Below are 14391 nucleotides of genomic sequence, written 5' to 3'. Positions count from 1 at the left end.
CGTCCTTATGCCACGACTCAGAACGCGAGCGCCTGCTGTACCGGATGGTGGGCGCCGCGCTCGAACCCCGCACCTTCGAGCGACAGCAGCGCGCGCTTGCGGTCGATGCCGCCCGCATAACCGGTCAGGCTGCCCGATGCGCCGACCACGCGATGGCACGGCACCATGATCGACACCGGGTTGCGGCCGACCGCACCGCCCACGGCGCGCGCGCCGCTCATCGGCAGCCCGACGCGCTCGGTGATGTCGCCATACGTCACGAGTTCGCCGAACGGAATCGCGAGCAGTTCCTTCCATACGCGTCGCTGAAACGCGGTGCCGCGCAAGTGAATCGGCACCGAGAACGTCTCGCGCATGCCGGTGAAGTACTCGGCGACTTCTTCCGCGACCTTGCGCGCAAGCGGCGACTTCGCGAGCGCGTTCGCTTCGGTCACGATCGCAACCGGCGGGAAGTATTTCTGGCCGACGAAGTAGAGGCCGGTCAGCGCGTCGTCCTCGATGCGCACGGCGATGTCGCCCAGCGGGCTCGGAATCAGGTGAGCGGGAGTCATCGCAACACATCTCCATGAAGGCGCCACACGTGCAGTGCGGCATACGCGCGCCACGGCGCCCAGCGCGCCGCATGCGGCGCGGATGATGGCACACGGGCGCGTTCGGTGCGGGCGGGCAGCCACGCATCGTCGGCCGGGAACGCGTTCGGCCATGCCATCGCGCGCATCGCGACGTATTGCACCGCGCGTTCGTCGAAGCCGGGCAGCGCGCGCAGCGCGGCAAGCGTCGCGTCGAGCGGCGCCATCGGTTCGAGCGCGAGCGCGCCGTCGTCGACTGCGCGGGCGAGCGACACGATCGCCAGTGCGGCGTCGCGCGCGATGCCGATCGCTTCAAGTGCGGAAGGCGGCAGGGCGGCCAGCGTCGCGGCGGAGGGCAGCGCATGCGTGAGGCCCGGCGGCGCGCCTTCGATCGAGGTGCCGAAGCGCTCGGCGATGCGCGCCAGCACCGGCGTGCCCGCACGCGTCGCCGCAAGCCGTTCACCCGCAATCGCGCGGATCGCAATCTCGACACCATCGAACGCGCCGGGGACACGCAGGCCCGGCGAGCCGCTCGCGAGTTCGCCGAGATGCGCATCGATCACGTCGGGGCGGCTGTCGAGATCGAACAGTCGCCGCACGCGCGCGAGCACGGCCGGCACGACCGGCGTCAGCGCGGGCGACACGGTGACGGCCAGCGCGAAGCGCTGCGGCACGTGCGTGACCGACAACCAGCCGGCCACGCGCCCGTTACCGCCGGTGCTGTTGCCATTCCGGTTCGGCAATTCGACGATGCGCGCATAACCCTGTGCATCGATCCGCTCGACACCGTCGATCTGCCGCTGCGCGAGAAAGCGCATCAGGTCGTCCCACGCGAACGGCGGCCGGTACGGCAGCGGGAACGTCATGTCGCCATCGGCCGATGCGCGGGCCCCTTTGCGCAGCCGCAATGGATTGAGGCCGTAACGCTGCAGGAACAGGTCGTTGAAGCGCCGCACGCTGCCGAACCCGGCTGTCGACGCGACGACAGCCACCGGCAGTGCGGTATCGGTCAGCAGCCGCTTGGCCATCAGCAGCCGGTGCGTTTGCGCGAACTCAACTGGCGACACGCCGAACTGCGCGCCGAAGATTCGTCGCAGGTGGCGTTCGGTCACGCCGACGCGCTGCGCGAGCGCATCGACGGAATGGGCGTTCAGGAAACCGTCCTCGATCAGCGTGGCGGCCGCGTCGGCGAGATTGCCGGACAGGTCGAGCAGCCCGTGGCCGGGCGCGAGCTCGGGCCGGTAGCGCATGCAGGGTCGAAAGCCGGCTTTCTCGGCGGCCGCGGCGGTCGGGTAGTAGCTGCAGTTCTGCGCTTTCGGCGGCTTCACCGGGCAGACGGGGCGGCAATACACGCCCGTCGTCGCGACGCCGACGAAGAACCAGCCGTCGAAGCGGCGGTTCCGCGAGAGCAGGGCGTCGTAGCAAGTGTCGGGATCGAGGCGCATGAGACGACTGTAAACCATCCCGCCCCCCGATTCTGGCTGGAATCGGACATGTGTATCGGCGGCCGTCTCCGCGCGCCCCCGTTGGGAAAATCCGGGAAAAACGGTTAATGCCACGTCGCGAAACAGTCGTCTCTTTTGCCGCGACCAATTTGAGATGACTCATCGAAATCCCCGACTGACAGGGCGCCGGCACACGCCCTATCCTTTGAAAAACGTTTTCCAGATTGATCGGCGGAATCGGCCGTGCGCGACAAGCGCGCCGCCGTCCGCCCCGGCGCCGGTCGCCGGTCAACGAACATCGTGCGGCGCGACGGGCGCGGCCGCGCATCGGAGACATTCATGCAATCTGCCGTCGTCGGCGCCGTGCGCGCTGCCGCCAGCCGCTACCGCTGGACCGTCTGTGCGCTGCTGTTTTTCGCGACCGTCATCAACTACATGGATCGGCAGATCCTCGGCCTGCTCGCGCCGATGCTCCAGCACGACATCGGCTGGAGCCAGGTGCAGTACGGCCGCATCGTGATGGCGTTTTCCGCGTTCTATGCACTGGGCCTGCTCGGCTTCGGGCGCATCGTCGACCGGCTCGGCACGCGCATTTCATACGCGCTGGCGATGCTGGTGTGGAGCATCGCCGCGATGCTGCACGCGGCGGTCGGCTCGGTGATGGGCTTCGCGTTCGTGCGTGCGCTGCTCGGGATCGGCGAGGGCGGCAACTTCCCGGCCGCAATCAAGACGACGGCCGAGTGGTTCCCGCGCCGCGAACGCGCGCTCGCCACCGGCATCTTCAACTCGGGCGCGAACATCGGCGCGGTGTTCGCGCCGGCGATCATCCCGGCGATCGCGGTGGCCTACGGCTGGCGCGCGGCGTTCGTGATCATCGGCGCGATCGGCCTCGTGTGGCTCGCGGTGTGGCTCGTGTTCTATCGGCAGGCCGATACGCGCGCGCTCGCCGCCGAGTACAACGAGCCGCGCGACGAAGCGGAAGCGCTCGACGCGGCGAACGCGAACGCCGGTGCGCCGCGCTGGGGCGAGCTGATCCGCAAGCGCGAGACGTGGGCGTTCCTGATCGGCAAGTTCCTGACCGACCCGGTGTGGTGGTTCTACCTGTTCTGGCTGCCGAAGTGGCTCAACGAATCGCGCGGGATGGACATGCAGCACATCGGCCTGCCGCTCGTCTGCATCTACGCGCTGACGACGGTCGGCAGCATCGGCGGCGGCTGGCTGTCGTCGATGCTGCTGCGTGCGGGCTGGAGTGTGAACGGCGCACGCAAGACGGCGATGCTGATCTGCGCATGTTGCGTGCTGCCGATCGCGTTCGTGTCGCAGGTGCAGAGCCTGTGGGCCGCGGTGCTGATCGTCGGCCTCGCTGCCGCCGCGCACCAGGGCTGGTCGGCGAACCTGTTTACGACGGCATCCGACCTGTTCCCGCGCCGCGCGGTGGCATCGGTGGTCGGTATCGGCGGGATGGCCGGTTCGATCGGCGGCGTGCTGTTCTCGGAAGTGATCGGCCAGGTGCTGCAACGCACGGGCCACTACTGGGTGCTGTTCGCGATCGGTGCGTCGGCTTACCTGATCGCGCTGGGCGTGATGCACGTGCTCACGCCGAAGATGAAGCCTGCGCAACTCGACGCGTGACGAGGCGATCGCGCAATCGTCTCATCGCGTGCGCGCAAACGAACGCGCCGCCCAAGGGCGGCGCGTTTTCTTTTGATGACTCGAAGCAGGGCGCTCAGCCGACCGAGGCCGTCGACGCACGCATGATCAGCCGCGGCTCGAACGTCGAATAGCTCGCATCGGTACGGCCCGCCAGCGCATCGATCAGCTTCTGCATCGCGAGCTCGCCCATGTTCTCGCTCTGGATATCGACGGTCGTCAGCGCGGGCGCCGCGTATTCGCCGTACGGCACGTTGTCGATGCCCGCGACCGAGACATCCTGCGGCAGCCGGAAACCGAGCGACGCGGCTTCCTTCATGAAGCCGAGCGCGATCAGGTCGTTGTAGCAGATCACGGCCTGCGGGCGCTGCGGCCCGAGCATCACGCGCGAACACGCACGCTCGCCGGCCTCGGCGGTCGGCGCATGCGCATCGTGCACGTCGAGCGTGAGCCCGGCTTCCGCGAGACAGTCGCGCGCGCCCTGGATCCGTTCGTCGTTCACACGCGCGGTGCCGAAGCCGAGATAGGCGATGCGCGTGTGCCCGAGATTGAGCAGGTGGCGCGCGAGCATGTAGGTCGACAGCCGGTTGTCGATGCCGACGCTCGGAATCGGCAGGCCGGGGCTGCGCCGCAGCAGCACGAGCGGCTTGTTGAGATCGAGCATCCAGCCGGCTTCTTCATCCGGCATCCGCGTGCTGACGATCAGCCCGTCGACGCGCTGCGCGAGCGCCTCGATCAGCGAGCGTTCGCGCGCCTGGTTCTCCTCGGTATCGACGAGCAGCAGCGTGTAGTCGTGCTGCAGCGCGACGCGGTTCGCGCCCTTCACCACGTTCGTGAAGTGCGGGTTGCTGATGTCGAGGATCACGAGGCCGATCGTGCGCGTGCGCCCGGTGATCATCGAGCGCGCGAGCGGGTTCGAACGGTAGCCGAGACGCTCGATCGATTCCTTGAGCCGTGCCTCGACGGTCGGCGAGAAGCGCTGCGTGCCGTTCACGTACTTCGATACCGTCGCGACCGACACGCCGGCTTCCGCTGCCACGTCGCGGATCGTCGGGGAAACTTTTTTCATTCGAAGGGTAACGTTTTCGTTCCGTAAGGCCGGATTGTGGCAGAAAAAGGGGGCGTGCGGCCACGCACCGATATCGGGAAAGTGCGGATGGCTGCGAACGGGTTCGACCATTGACGTTCGGCGACGCTCCCGCGTATAGTTGGAAAACGTTTTCCGATTCAGTCAGATTTCAGGTCAGATTCAAGGAGATTCAATGAACGCCTCATCCACCGGCGCGCGCAAACCGTTCGGGCGCCTGCTGCTGACGGGCGCGGCCGGCAACCTCGGCCGCCAGTTGCGCGGCGCGCTCGCCGACTGGGCCGACGTCGTGCGCGTCAGCGACATCGCGACGCTTGGCGACGCCGCTGCGCATGAAGAAACCCGCGTCGTCGACCTGGCCGACCGGGCCGCGGTGATGCAGCTCGTCGACGGCGTGGACGCGATCGTCCACCTCGGCGGCATTTCGGTCGATGCGCCGTTCGACGATCTGGTCGGCGCGAACATCACCGGCACGTACAACCTGTACGAAGCCGCGCGCAAGCACGGCGTGAAGCGCGTCGTGTTCGCGAGCTCGAACCATGCGATCGGTTTCCATCCGGTCACGGAAGTGCTCGACGCCGATTCGCCGCTGCGCCCCGACAGCCTGTACGGCGTGACGAAATGCTTCGGCGAATCGCTGTCGCGCTACTACTTCGACCGCTTCGGGATCGAAACCGTGTGCCTGCGGATCGGCTCATCATTCGAAGTGCCAAAGAATCCGCGCATGCTCGTGACGTTCCTCAGCTATCGCGACTTCATCGAGCTGGTGCGCTGCTCGCTGCTGACGAACCGTGTCGGGCACGCGATCGTGTACGGCGCGTCGGACAACCCGGTGAAGTGGTGGGACAACACGAAGGCCGGATTCCTCGGCTTCCGTCCGCGCGACAGCTCCGAGCAGTTCGCCGGGTTGTTCCCGGTGACGGCGCCGACCGCCGACTACGACGATCCCGCGCAGCGGTTCCAGGGCGGCGGGTTCGTCGTCGGCGAGCCGATGGAGCGGAAGGCGTAGGCGGCACGGCCAATCGAGGGGCCGCTTCATTGACGACGGATTTGCGATTGCGGTAAAAGGAAAGCCATCCGGTGCGACAGGTTCCGCCATGCGGGGCCGCAGAACGACGATACGCACCGGACGGCTGCATGCGTTGCGCGACACGTGGGGGCACGATGTCGCGCTGCGCCGCTATCCGATCGAACAATCACAATATCGAGAGCAATGAAAAAGACCCTATTGGCGCTGTGCATTGCGCTGGCCGTTGCGCCGGCATTTGCCGATTTGCAGGGCGGCCTGGACGCCTACAAGAAAGACGACTACCAGACAGCCATCCCCGAACTGACGACCGCGGCGAACGCGGGTAACGCCGAAGCGGCAGCATTGCTCGGCGAGTACTACGGCGACGTAGACGTTGACAAGGAGCAGGCGGTCAAGTGGAGCTTCATCGCCGCGCAGCATGGCGACGTGAAGACGCAATACGACATGGGCGTACGGATCGACGATATCGCGTGGCGGCTGTTCCGGTACGAGGAGGATCCGGCCAAGCGCTATTTCCGCGTGGCGGCGGACTGCTTCCAGCTGGCGGCCGACCGTGGTTATGCGCCCGCACAGAGCGCACTCGGCTTGATGTACGACATGGGGATGAAGCTGCCCGAAGACCTCGGCAAAGCCACTGCGCTGTATCGTGCGGCCGCGCGCCAGGGCGACCCGCTTGGGCTGGAAAGCATGGGGACGCTCTATCAGCAAGGGCGCGGCGTGAAGGAGAACCCGCTGACCGCTTACACGTTCTATCTTGCCGCGGTGAAGGCCGGGAAAGGCAGCAACAAGGTCAGGTTTTCCGAGGTCGTGGGCGGCGACCTCGAACGCGCGCTGTCGGCGGATGATCGCGCGCGGGCGAAAGCGATCATCGACGCGTGGGAGCCGGGGCAACCGCTCGACGGGATGTAACGCGGTATCCGGGCGCACGCCTGCCGCGTCGCGGGCGGGCAGGGCGCGTGCGTCGCTGGCGCCGAGGGCGTCGCCGTTCAGCGCAGGATGTCGGTCGCCCTGTGCCGCTCGTCGACGCCGTCGATCAGGATCAGCGGGCCGCTGGCGTGCTGCGCACGCAGCGGCTGGATCCGCCGGTACGCATCCGATTCGTACCAGGCGCGCGCGGTGTCGAGATCGGGAAACGCGATCGCGATCAGGTCGCCGCGCCACGCGCCTTCGCGCACCTCCGGCCGCGCGCCGTGAATCGCGAAATGGCCATCGAACGGCGCAAGCGTGGCGTCGATGCGTTCGAGGTATTCGACGATGTCGTCGCACATCTCGACGTCGTGCAGGTGGGCGATGGCGTAGGCGGTCATGGCGGGCTCCTCGATGTGATGCGGTTCGTGCGTCGATGGAGCCATGATCGCGGCGCGGGCGACGCGCGTCGATTACCCGCGACGTAAGCAAAGACGCACGACCACGGAAGGGGACTTGCGCGTGCCGGCAGACACACCGCTCGTGCGGTGCGGCAGCGTCCACGCTTACCGCTTACCCGCACGCATCGTCCGCCATGCAGCCACGTCTGCGTCAATGCGCCTTGCTGCAAGCCGGATCGGTGTCGCGCCGCTCGGCCGAATCGCACCAGTAACTCGGCCGCCACGCTTCGAACGTGACGGTTTTCGCCGCATTGGCGCGCGTGACGCGCACCGGGTCGGCTTTCAACGCATCGCCGTTCGGGTCGTCGTTGAAGCGCCAGTTCCGCATCACTTCGCGATGGAACACCCACGTGCGATGCGCGGTGTCGTAGCGAAACGTCACGCGGTCGCGCCAGTGGCTGGGCCCTGCGAATACGCCCTGTTCAACGGTGAACGTTCGAGGTTCGATCGTGAGTGCGTTGTCGGCGACGCCGTCGAGATACGGGTCGCCCATCCCGCCTTCGTCGGCTTTCATGATCACGGTGTCGTTGCGCGCCGCGAGCCGGTAGTGCCCGTCCTTGTCCGGCAGAAAGATCATCAGCGGGCGCAGCGACGCCTTGCGCATCGAATCGTCCGGCTGATGCGCGACGACGACATAGCCGACGCGGGCACCGTCGGTCAGGCGTCCCGACGCGGCATCCAGCGCTTCGTAGCCGGCGGGAAGCTGCGCGACGATGTCGTGCGGAAGGTCGGAGGTGTCCGGGCAACGGATCGAAGAAGGTGTGTCGCTGCACGTTGTAGCGTAGGCGCCGCCGATGCCGAACGTCAGCAACGCAGCGACGAGGAATCCTTTGATGCGGGGGATCGTCATGCGGATCGTGTCATGAGGTCGCGCTGCGGAAGCCGGCGCACACGCGTCGACTCGTCTCGCCGCAGCGCAGGTGGGTGGTTCGTCAGGTGACGCAGTGTAACCAGTCATGCACGCTTGCGCGTCGGCCGCGGTGCGGGCACGGGCGCCGGCGTCGATGCCCGCGCTTCGTCGGCTTGCGCACACATCCGGTCGAGCATCCGTTGCGCGGTTTCCGCGCAATCCTCGCCCTCCGGCTTGTTCTCGATCTCGTCGATCAGCACCTGCAGATGGTGCCGGTTCTGCGCGAGACGCTGTTCGAGCAGCGCGATTTCGTCGACCTTGTGCCGCAGCGCGACCAGCAGTTCGTCGCGCGGCCACGCGCCGAGATCGGGCGGCAGCACCGCGCGGATTTCGTCGAGCGCGAAGCCCGCGCGCTGCGCGCGGTCGATGATCGCGAGCCGCGTCAACGCTTCCGACCCGTATTCCCGATAGCCGTTGGCCTGCCGACGGGCCGGTTCGAGCAGGCCGCTCGCTTCGTAAAAGCGGATACGCGACGCCGCGATACCGCTGGCCCGCGCCAGTTCGCCGATTTTCATGCTGTGCTCCAAAGGGGCTTGACCTTAAAGTTGACTTTAAAGTTATCGTTGGGCATCGTCAATCGAGGGTGCCCTCCATGAACCTGTTTACACCGCTGACACTGCCCAACGGGGCGGTGATTCCGAACCGTCTGGCCAAGGCCGCGATGGAAGAGAACATGGCCGATGCGAACCACGCACCGTCCGACGCGTTGCTGCGCCTGTACCAGGCGTGGGCCGACGGCCAGGTCGGCCTGATCCTGACCGGCAACGTGATGGTGGACGGCCGCGCGATGACGGGGCCGAACGGCGTCGTGCTCGAGAGCGATGCGCATCTCGACCGCTTCCGCCGCTGGGCGCAGATCGCGCGCTCGGGCGGCGGGCAGGTCTGGATGCAGATCAACCATCCGGGGCGCCAGATGCAGGCGGCGCTCGGCCAGACGACGCTCGCGCCGTCGGCCGTGCCGCTCGCGCTCGGCGCGCTGTCGAAGCAGTTCCCGGTGCCGAAGGAGATGACGCAGGCCGATATCGCCGACGTGCAGCGGCGCTTCGTGCGTGCTGCGCAACTCGCGGAGCAGAGCGGCTTCACCGGCGTGGAGATTCACGCGGCGCACGGCTATCTGCTGAGCCAGTTCCTGTCGCCGCTCGCGAACCGCCGGCAGGACCAGTGGGGCGGCAGCATCGAGAATCGCGCGCGCCTGTTGCTCGATATCGTGCGGGAGGTGCGCGCGACGGTGTCGCCGGCGTTTGCCGTCGCGGTCAAGCTGAACTCGGCCGATTTCCAGCGCGGCGGCTTCAGCGCGGACGATGCGAAGCGCGTGGTCGAACTGCTGAATCCGCTTGGCGTCGATCTCGTCGAACTGTCGGGCGGCAGCTATGAAGTGCCGGCGATGCAGGGCGAGGCGCGCGACGGGCGCACGCTGGCCCGCGAAGCGTATTTCCTCGAATTCGCGCGCGACATCACGGCCGTCGCGCGGATGCCGCTGATGGTCACGGGCGGCATCCGGCGCCGCGTGGTTGCCGAGCAGGTGGTCGACAGCGGCGTGGCGATGGTCGGCATCGCGACCGCGCTGTCGATCGAGCCGAACCTGCCGCGCGATTGGCGGGCCGGCAAGGACAGCGCACCGGTGCTGGAACCGATCCGCTGGAAGAACAAGGCGCTGGGCGCGCTGGCCAACATGGCCGTCGTCAAGTTCCAGCTCACGCGGCTGAGCGAAGGCCGGCGCACGCACCCGCAGGTGTCGCCGCTGCGCGCGCTGGTCAGGCAGCAACTGGCCGCGCAGTGCCAGACGCGGCGCTACCGGAAGTGGATGGCGGGGCGCGTGGCAGGTACGCGTGCGTGACGTGCACGTGCGGGGTTGAATCGACTGCCCCGCACCGATCGGCCCGTCGCCCGGCGGGTCGTTTCAAGGCTTGATTCTTTCGGATGACTTTCCGAAATATCGAGCCTGTTTACTGCGTTATTCAGGCGCCTGAGCGCGATTTCAGCGTGGCATAATCGACCACCTTCATCGCATTCCATCCTCGTCGCGCGTCATGCACGTCGCCCGTTTCCGCAAGCCAGGCAGCCTGATCGGATTGATCGCAATCCTGATGATGGCGCTCGCCCCTGCGGTCTCGCAGATGATGGCGTCGCGTCACAGGCTCGTCGATGCGCTGGCGGTTTATTGCACGGCCGGCGTCGACGAAGTGGTGGTCGCGCACGATGACAGCAAACCCGCGCATGGCGTCAAAGCGCACTGGCACGCTTGTCCTTATTGCAGCTTCGTTGCCCACGCCGCCGCGCTGCCGGGCCATGCCGTCGCATTCGCCGTTCCGCTTCCGGATTCGCAGCGGCCGATCGTGGCGGCATCGATTCCGGCCCGCATCCGTCTCGTCCATACCGTCGCGCAATCGCGCGCGCCTCCCGCGTTCTCCTGAGTTCGTCTGATTTTTCTGCCTGACACGCCGCCGCTTCGCGACTGGAGCGAGCGGCCGTTCGTCGCGCATCGGCGCGACGGCATCGAACGACAACCGGAGAACACACAACATGCCCCGCTTGAACGAACGGCACGCGCCCCGCGCATGTGCCGCGCTGCTGGCCGCCTTGGCCGGCCTGTCCCATGCTTCCTTCGCGAACGCGCACGCCGTGGTGGGCGATCGCGTTTTTCCCGCGACGATGACGGTGGACGACCCCGGCGTCGGTGACGAATTCGACACGCAGTTCGGCCATATCAAGTCCCCCGATGGCAACGGCAACAACATCAACGTCAATACCGTGTCGTACGAGTGGGACAAGCTGATCACGAAGAACCTCGCATTCAGCGTCGCCAGCCAGTACGTGTCGCAGAACGCGCCGGACGGCGGCTCCGCGAAGGGTTGGGACAACGTGACGCTCGGCGTGAAGTACCTCGCCTACACGAACGCCGCGCATGAATTCATGGCGTCGGTCGGCCTGAAAACAGCGATCGGCGGCACTGGCGCGAAATCGATCGCGAACGCGTACTCGACCTTCACGCCGGCCGTCTATGTCGGCAAGGGCTTCGGCGATCTGCCCGCGTCGCTCGGCTATCTGCGTCCGTTCGCGCTCACGGCCGAACTCGGGCCGAACCTGACCACCGCGTCGTCCGACCAGGGGCCGAATTCGCTCGGCTGGGGCGTGACGCTGCAATACAGCATCCCGTACCTGCAGCAGCAGGTGAAGAACCTCGGCCTGCCGCAGCCGCTCAGCAACATGGTCTTCGTCGTCGAGGCGCCGATGAGCACCTGCACCGCGGGCGCGTGTTCGGGCCAGACGACCGGGACGATCAACCCCGGCGTGCTGTGGCTCAATCGCTACGGTCAATTCGGCATCGAAGCGCAGATCCCGGTCAACCGGGCGAGCGGCAATCACGTCGGCGTGCTCTTCGACGCGCATCTGTATTTCGACGACCTGTTCCCCGGCTCGCTCGGCAAGCCGCTTTTCTGATCGACGGAGAGACACCATGAACCACTTGACCAGGATGCGCGTGGCCGCTGCCGCGCTGTTGCTCGCCGGCGCGCAGTTCGCGCATGCCCATGCCTTTCCGACGCATCAGGCGCCATCCGCAGGCGAGACCGTGACCGCATCGCCGCCGCGCGTCGCGATCGATTTCGACGACGGGCTCGAACCCGCGTTCAGCTCGATCGCCGTGACCGACGCGCAGGGTCACGCGGTCACGAACGGCAAGGCCGAGGTGGACGCGTCGAACCGCAAGCACATGTCCGTCGCGCTGAACCCGCTGACGCCGGGCGTGTACACGGTCGCATGGGTGGCCGTCGCGCTCGACGGCCACCGCACGCAAGGGCACTACGCGTTCACCGTGAAGTAATCGTGCGCGCATTCGCCGTCGCGCCCATCGCGCTGGCGGCCCCGACGGCCCATTCGTCCTGAAGCGGCAGCCACGGCCGCAACCATCGAGGGCCCCGCGCGCGGGGCCCGCTTCATTCCCCTCGTTTCCCGCCGAGATCGAGCCGTTTGATACCGGCCGTCAAGTCGCGACTACCGCCGCCCACTTATAATGAGAACGATTTTCATTTTTCTTCCGTAGCATTCCCCGCCATGCGCCTCTCGAATCTGACCCAACACACGCCGGCCCTGGTCGACCATGTCGACGACGTGCGGCCCGACGACCCCATCGCCCAGCGCCTGCGCGATCTCGGCTTCGTGCGCGGCGAGCCGGTACGCGTCGTGGCACGCGGGCCGTGGGGCGCCGATCCGCTGCTGATCCAGGTCGGCTCGACCCGCTTCGCGCTGCGCCGCGCCGAAGCGGAGCGCGTCAGCGTGAGCGTGCAGGAGGGCGGCCAGTCATGAGCACCACGGCACTCCGTATCGCGCTGGTCGGGAACCCCAACTGCGGCAAGACCGCACTGTTCAACCAGCTGACCGGCGGCCGGCAGAAGGTCGCGAACTATGCCGGCGTCACGGTCGAGCGCAAGATGGGGCGTTTTGTCGCACCGTCGGGCCGGCAGATCCAGGTGCTCGACCTGCCCGGCGCGTACAGCTTCGAATCGACGAGCCCCGACGAGCGCATCACGCGCGATGTGCTGCTCGGCCGCCACCCGGGCGAAGCGCCGCCCGACCTCGTGGTGTGCGTGGCGGATGCGACCAACCTGCGCCTGCACCTGCGTTTCGTGCTCGAAGTGCAGCGCCTCGGCCGGCCGGTCGTGCTGGCGCTGAACATGATGGACGCGGCCGAACGCCGCGGTATCCGGATCGACGTCGACGTGCTGGCGCGCGAGCTGGGCGTGCAGATCGTGCAGACGGTGGCCGTGCGGCGCGGTGGCGCGAGCCGGCTTGTCGACGTGCTCGACCGCGCCGTCGTGAACCCGCCCGCGGCGCCGGCCAGCCAGCCGCCCGCGACCGGCACGGCCGATCCCGACGCGATCCACACGCGCGTGCGCGCGCTGCTCGCGGCCGCGGTCGAGATGCCGCGTGCCACCGACGTGCGCGACGACCGGATCGACCGCTGGGCGCTGCATCCGGTGCTCGGGCTCGTGATTCTTGCCGGCGTGATGTTCCTGGTGTTCCAGGCCGTGTATTCGATCGGCAAGCCGATGACCGACGCGATCGGCGACGGCTTCGGGTGGCTCGGCACGCTGGCCGGCGCACATTTGCCGGACGGGCCGCTGCGCGGCCTCGTCACCGACGGGCTGATCGGCGGGCTCGGCACCGTGCTCGGCTTCCTGCCGGAAATCCTGGTGCTGTTCCTGTTCATCCTGGTGCTGGAGGAGTCGGGCTACCTGCCGCGTGCCGCGTTCCTGCTCGACCGGATGATGGTGTCGGTCGGGCTCACCGGCCGCTCGTTCATTCCGCTGCTGTCGAGCTTCGCTTGCGCGATTCCCGGCGTGCTCGGCACCCGCAGCATTACCGACCCGCGCGACCGGCTGGCGACCATCCTGGTCGCGCCGCTGATGACGTGTTCGGCGCGCCTGCCGGTGTACGCGCTGCTGATCGGCGCATTCATCCCGTCGCAGCGCGTGCTGGGCGTCTTCAACCTGCAGGGCGTCGTGCTGTTCGTGCTGTACGCGGCAGGCATCGGCGGCGCGATGCTGGTGGGCTGGATCATGAAGAAGGTGCGCGGCCCGCAGGGCGAGCACGCGCTGCTGATGGAGCTGCCGTCGTATCGCCTGCCGCGCGTGCGTGACGTGGCGATCGGCCTGTGGGAGCGCGGCTCGATCTTCATGAAGCGGCTGACCGGCGTGATTCTCGCGCTGACCGTGCTGATGTGGTTCATCTCGACGTTCCCGTCGCCGCCGCCCGGCGCGGTCGGCCCCGCAATCGACTATTCGTTCGCCGGCTACCTGGGGCGCGGCCTGCAGTACGTGTTCGCGCCGCTCGGCTTCAACTGGCAGATCAGCCTGTCGCTGATCCCCGCGTTCGCCGCGCGCGAAACCGCCGTCGCGGCGCTCGCGACGGTCTACGCGGTGAGCGGCGGCGACGCCGACATCGCGAGCGTCGGCCACGCACTCGCCGCCAACTTCTCGGTCGCCAGCGCGTTGTCGCTGCTGGCGTGGTTCGCGTTCGCGCCGCAATGCATGTCGACGCTGGCGGTGATCCGTCGCGAGACGGGCTCCTGGCGCAACGTCGCGATCTCGTTCAGCTACATGTTCGTGATGGCGTATGCCGCGTCGTTCGTCACCTACCAGATCGCACGGGCGCTGACATGAGCGCGGCCCTTGCCTGGCAATACGCGGCGATCGCGGTGCTGGTCGCCGCCAGCGTGCTCTTCATGTTCCGCAAGCTCGCGCCGAAACTGGCGGCGCGCGGCCAGCGCGCTGCCGCACTCGCGTTGTCGCGGCCGGGCCGGCCGCGCGCGCTGCGCTGGCTCGGCGCGCGCCT

At 67.6% G+C, this 14391-nt stretch carries 16 protein-coding genes; 10 read left to right on the top strand and 6 right to left on the bottom strand.

Going from position 1 to position 14391, the window contains the following annotated elements:
* Window positions 1–17 precede the first annotated feature (17 nt).
* Both BDI24065_RS23345 and BDI24065_RS23340 read right to left on the bottom strand, forming a co-directional pair.
* Window positions 18–551, bottom strand: a complete 534-nt coding sequence (locus BDI24065_RS23345; RefSeq protein WP_175033226.1) for a methylated-DNA--[protein]-cysteine S-methyltransferase — start codon at window positions 549–551, stop codon at window positions 18–20.
* The gene (locus BDI24065_RS23340) at window positions 548–2032 is read right to left on the bottom strand and encodes a DNA-3-methyladenine glycosylase 2 family protein (RefSeq protein ID WP_175033225.1); all 1485 of its coding nucleotides are present in this window, start codon (window positions 2030–2032) and stop codon (window positions 548–550) included. Before BDI24065_RS23340 ends, BDI24065_RS23345 begins: the two co-directional genes overlap by 4 nt.
* A gap of 321 nt (window positions 2033–2353) precedes the next feature.
* Here BDI24065_RS23340 and BDI24065_RS23335 point away from each other — a divergent pair, with 321 nt between their 5' ends.
* Window positions 2354–3646: an MFS transporter gene (locus tag BDI24065_RS23335; protein ID WP_174959117.1), complete on the top strand. Its 1293-nt coding sequence runs from the start codon at window positions 2354–2356 to the stop codon at window positions 3644–3646.
* A 94-nt stretch (window positions 3647–3740) separates the two neighbouring features.
* Here the strand turns inward: BDI24065_RS23335 and BDI24065_RS23330 are convergent, their stop codons facing one another.
* Window positions 3741–4844: a LacI family DNA-binding transcriptional regulator gene (locus BDI24065_RS23330; RefSeq protein ID WP_175033224.1), complete on the bottom strand. Its 1104-nt coding sequence runs from the start codon at window positions 4842–4844 to the stop codon at window positions 3741–3743.
* A gap of 82 nt (window positions 4845–4926) precedes the next feature.
* On the opposite strand from BDI24065_RS23330, the gene BDI24065_RS23325 reads away from it, so the two are divergent.
* Together BDI24065_RS23325 and BDI24065_RS23320 are read left to right on the top strand one after the other, a co-directional pair.
* Complete coding sequence (locus BDI24065_RS23325; protein WP_174999594.1) at window positions 4927–5760, top strand: NAD-dependent epimerase/dehydratase family protein; 834 nt, start codon at window positions 4927–4929, stop codon at window positions 5758–5760.
* Window positions 5761–5964: 204 nt separating this feature from the next.
* Window positions 5965–6690 (top strand): tetratricopeptide repeat protein, encoded by a 726-nt coding sequence (locus tag BDI24065_RS23320; RefSeq protein ID WP_175033223.1) that lies wholly within the window; start codon window positions 5965–5967, stop codon window positions 6688–6690.
* Window positions 6691–6767: 77 nt separating this feature from the next.
* Here BDI24065_RS23320 and BDI24065_RS23315 read toward each other — a convergent pair whose 3' ends face one another.
* The 3 genes from BDI24065_RS23315 to BDI24065_RS23305 form a co-directional block, all read right to left on the bottom strand.
* Complete coding sequence (locus BDI24065_RS23315; protein WP_175033222.1) at window positions 6768–7088, bottom strand: DUF1330 domain-containing protein; 321 nt, start codon at window positions 7086–7088, stop codon at window positions 6768–6770.
* A 211-nt stretch (window positions 7089–7299) separates the two neighbouring features.
* Complete coding sequence (locus BDI24065_RS23310) at window positions 7300–7998, bottom strand: hypothetical protein (RefSeq protein ID WP_175033221.1); 699 nt, start codon at window positions 7996–7998, stop codon at window positions 7300–7302.
* A 104-nt stretch (window positions 7999–8102) separates the two neighbouring features.
* The gene (locus BDI24065_RS23305; protein ID WP_175033220.1) at window positions 8103–8573 is read right to left on the bottom strand and encodes a MerR family transcriptional regulator; all 471 of its coding nucleotides are present in this window, start codon (window positions 8571–8573) and stop codon (window positions 8103–8105) included.
* A 77-nt stretch (window positions 8574–8650) separates the two neighbouring features.
* Between BDI24065_RS23305 and BDI24065_RS23300 the strand changes: the two genes are divergently transcribed.
* The 7 genes from BDI24065_RS23300 to BDI24065_RS41530 all read left to right on the top strand — a co-directional run.
* A complete protein-coding gene (locus BDI24065_RS23300; protein WP_175033219.1) occupies window positions 8651–9895 on the top strand; it encodes an NADH:flavin oxidoreductase/NADH oxidase family protein in 1245 nt (414 codons plus the stop codon).
* A gap of 193 nt (window positions 9896–10088) precedes the next feature.
* Complete coding sequence (locus BDI24065_RS23295; RefSeq protein ID WP_302479472.1) at window positions 10089–10472, top strand: DUF2946 domain-containing protein; 384 nt, start codon at window positions 10089–10091, stop codon at window positions 10470–10472.
* Window positions 10473–10581: 109 nt separating this feature from the next.
* The gene (locus BDI24065_RS23290) at window positions 10582–11499 is read left to right on the top strand and encodes a hypothetical protein (protein WP_175033217.1); all 918 of its coding nucleotides are present in this window, start codon (window positions 10582–10584) and stop codon (window positions 11497–11499) included.
* A 16-nt stretch (window positions 11500–11515) separates the two neighbouring features.
* On the top strand, window positions 11516–11881 hold the full coding sequence (locus BDI24065_RS23285) for a copper resistance CopC family protein (protein WP_175033216.1): 366 nt from the start codon (window positions 11516–11518) through the stop codon (window positions 11879–11881).
* Between the two features lie 230 nt (window positions 11882–12111).
* Entirely contained in the window at window positions 12112–12363 is a 252-nt protein-coding gene (locus tag BDI24065_RS23280) for a FeoA family protein (protein WP_175015003.1), read from the top strand.
* Window positions 12360–14219, top strand: coding sequence for a ferrous iron transporter B (feoB, locus tag BDI24065_RS23275; RefSeq protein ID WP_175033215.1), 1860 nt, complete (start codon window positions 12360–12362; stop codon window positions 14217–14219). Before BDI24065_RS23280 ends, feoB begins: the two co-directional genes overlap by 4 nt.
* On the top strand, window positions 14216–14391 hold a 176-nt coding region (locus tag BDI24065_RS41530; protein WP_368040792.1), incomplete at its 3' end, for a DUF6587 family protein. The genes feoB and BDI24065_RS41530, both read left to right, overlap by 4 nt.

The organism is Burkholderia lata (genome assembly GCF_902499025.1).
In the GTDB taxonomy this organism is placed as follows: Bacteria; Pseudomonadota; Gammaproteobacteria; order Burkholderiales; family Burkholderiaceae; genus Burkholderia; species Burkholderia lata_C.
Note: the sequence above shows the minus strand (reverse complement) of the source record. Positions and strands in the feature narration are given on the sequence as shown.

Excerpts from the sequence above, each read along its gene's own strand:
- BDI24065_RS23330 (WP_175033224.1), bottom strand. The coding sequence starts at position 4,844 with ATGGTCGAACCCGTTCGCAGCCATCCGCACTTTCCCGATATCGGTGCG.
- BDI24065_RS23320 (WP_175033223.1), top strand. The coding sequence starts at position 5,965 with ATGAAAAAGACCCTATTGGCGCTGTGCATTGCGCTGGCCGTTGCGCCG.
- BDI24065_RS23335 (WP_174959117.1), top strand. The coding sequence starts at position 2,354 with ATGCAATCTGCCGTCGTCGGCGCCGTGCGCGCTGCCGCCAGCCGCTAC.
- BDI24065_RS23290 (WP_175033217.1), top strand. The coding sequence starts at position 10,582 with ATGCCCCGCTTGAACGAACGGCACGCGCCCCGCGCATGTGCCGCGCTG.
- BDI24065_RS23305 (WP_175033220.1), bottom strand. The coding sequence starts at position 8,573 with ATGAAAATCGGCGAACTGGCGCGGGCCAGCGGTATCGCGGCGTCGCGT.
- BDI24065_RS23310 (WP_175033221.1), bottom strand. The coding sequence starts at position 7,998 with ATGACGATCCCCCGCATCAAAGGATTCCTCGTCGCTGCGTTGCTGACG.
- feoB (WP_175033215.1), top strand. The coding sequence starts at position 12,360 with ATGAGCACCACGGCACTCCGTATCGCGCTGGTCGGGAACCCCAACTGC.
- BDI24065_RS23280 (WP_175015003.1), top strand. The coding sequence starts at position 12,112 with ATGCGCCTCTCGAATCTGACCCAACACACGCCGGCCCTGGTCGACCAT.
- BDI24065_RS23285 (WP_175033216.1), top strand. The coding sequence starts at position 11,516 with ATGAACCACTTGACCAGGATGCGCGTGGCCGCTGCCGCGCTGTTGCTC.
- BDI24065_RS23345 (WP_175033226.1), bottom strand. The coding sequence starts at position 551 with ATGACTCCCGCTCACCTGATTCCGAGCCCGCTGGGCGACATCGCCGTG.
- BDI24065_RS23295 (WP_302479472.1), top strand. The coding sequence starts at position 10,089 with ATGCACGTCGCCCGTTTCCGCAAGCCAGGCAGCCTGATCGGATTGATC.
- BDI24065_RS23315 (WP_175033222.1), bottom strand. The coding sequence starts at position 7,088 with ATGACCGCCTACGCCATCGCCCACCTGCACGACGTCGAGATGTGCGAC.
- BDI24065_RS23325 (WP_174999594.1), top strand. The coding sequence starts at position 4,927 with ATGAACGCCTCATCCACCGGCGCGCGCAAACCGTTCGGGCGCCTGCTG.
- BDI24065_RS23300 (WP_175033219.1), top strand. The coding sequence starts at position 8,651 with ATGAACCTGTTTACACCGCTGACACTGCCCAACGGGGCGGTGATTCCG.
- BDI24065_RS23340 (WP_175033225.1), bottom strand. The coding sequence starts at position 2,032 with ATGGTTTACAGTCGTCTCATGCGCCTCGATCCCGACACTTGCTACGAC.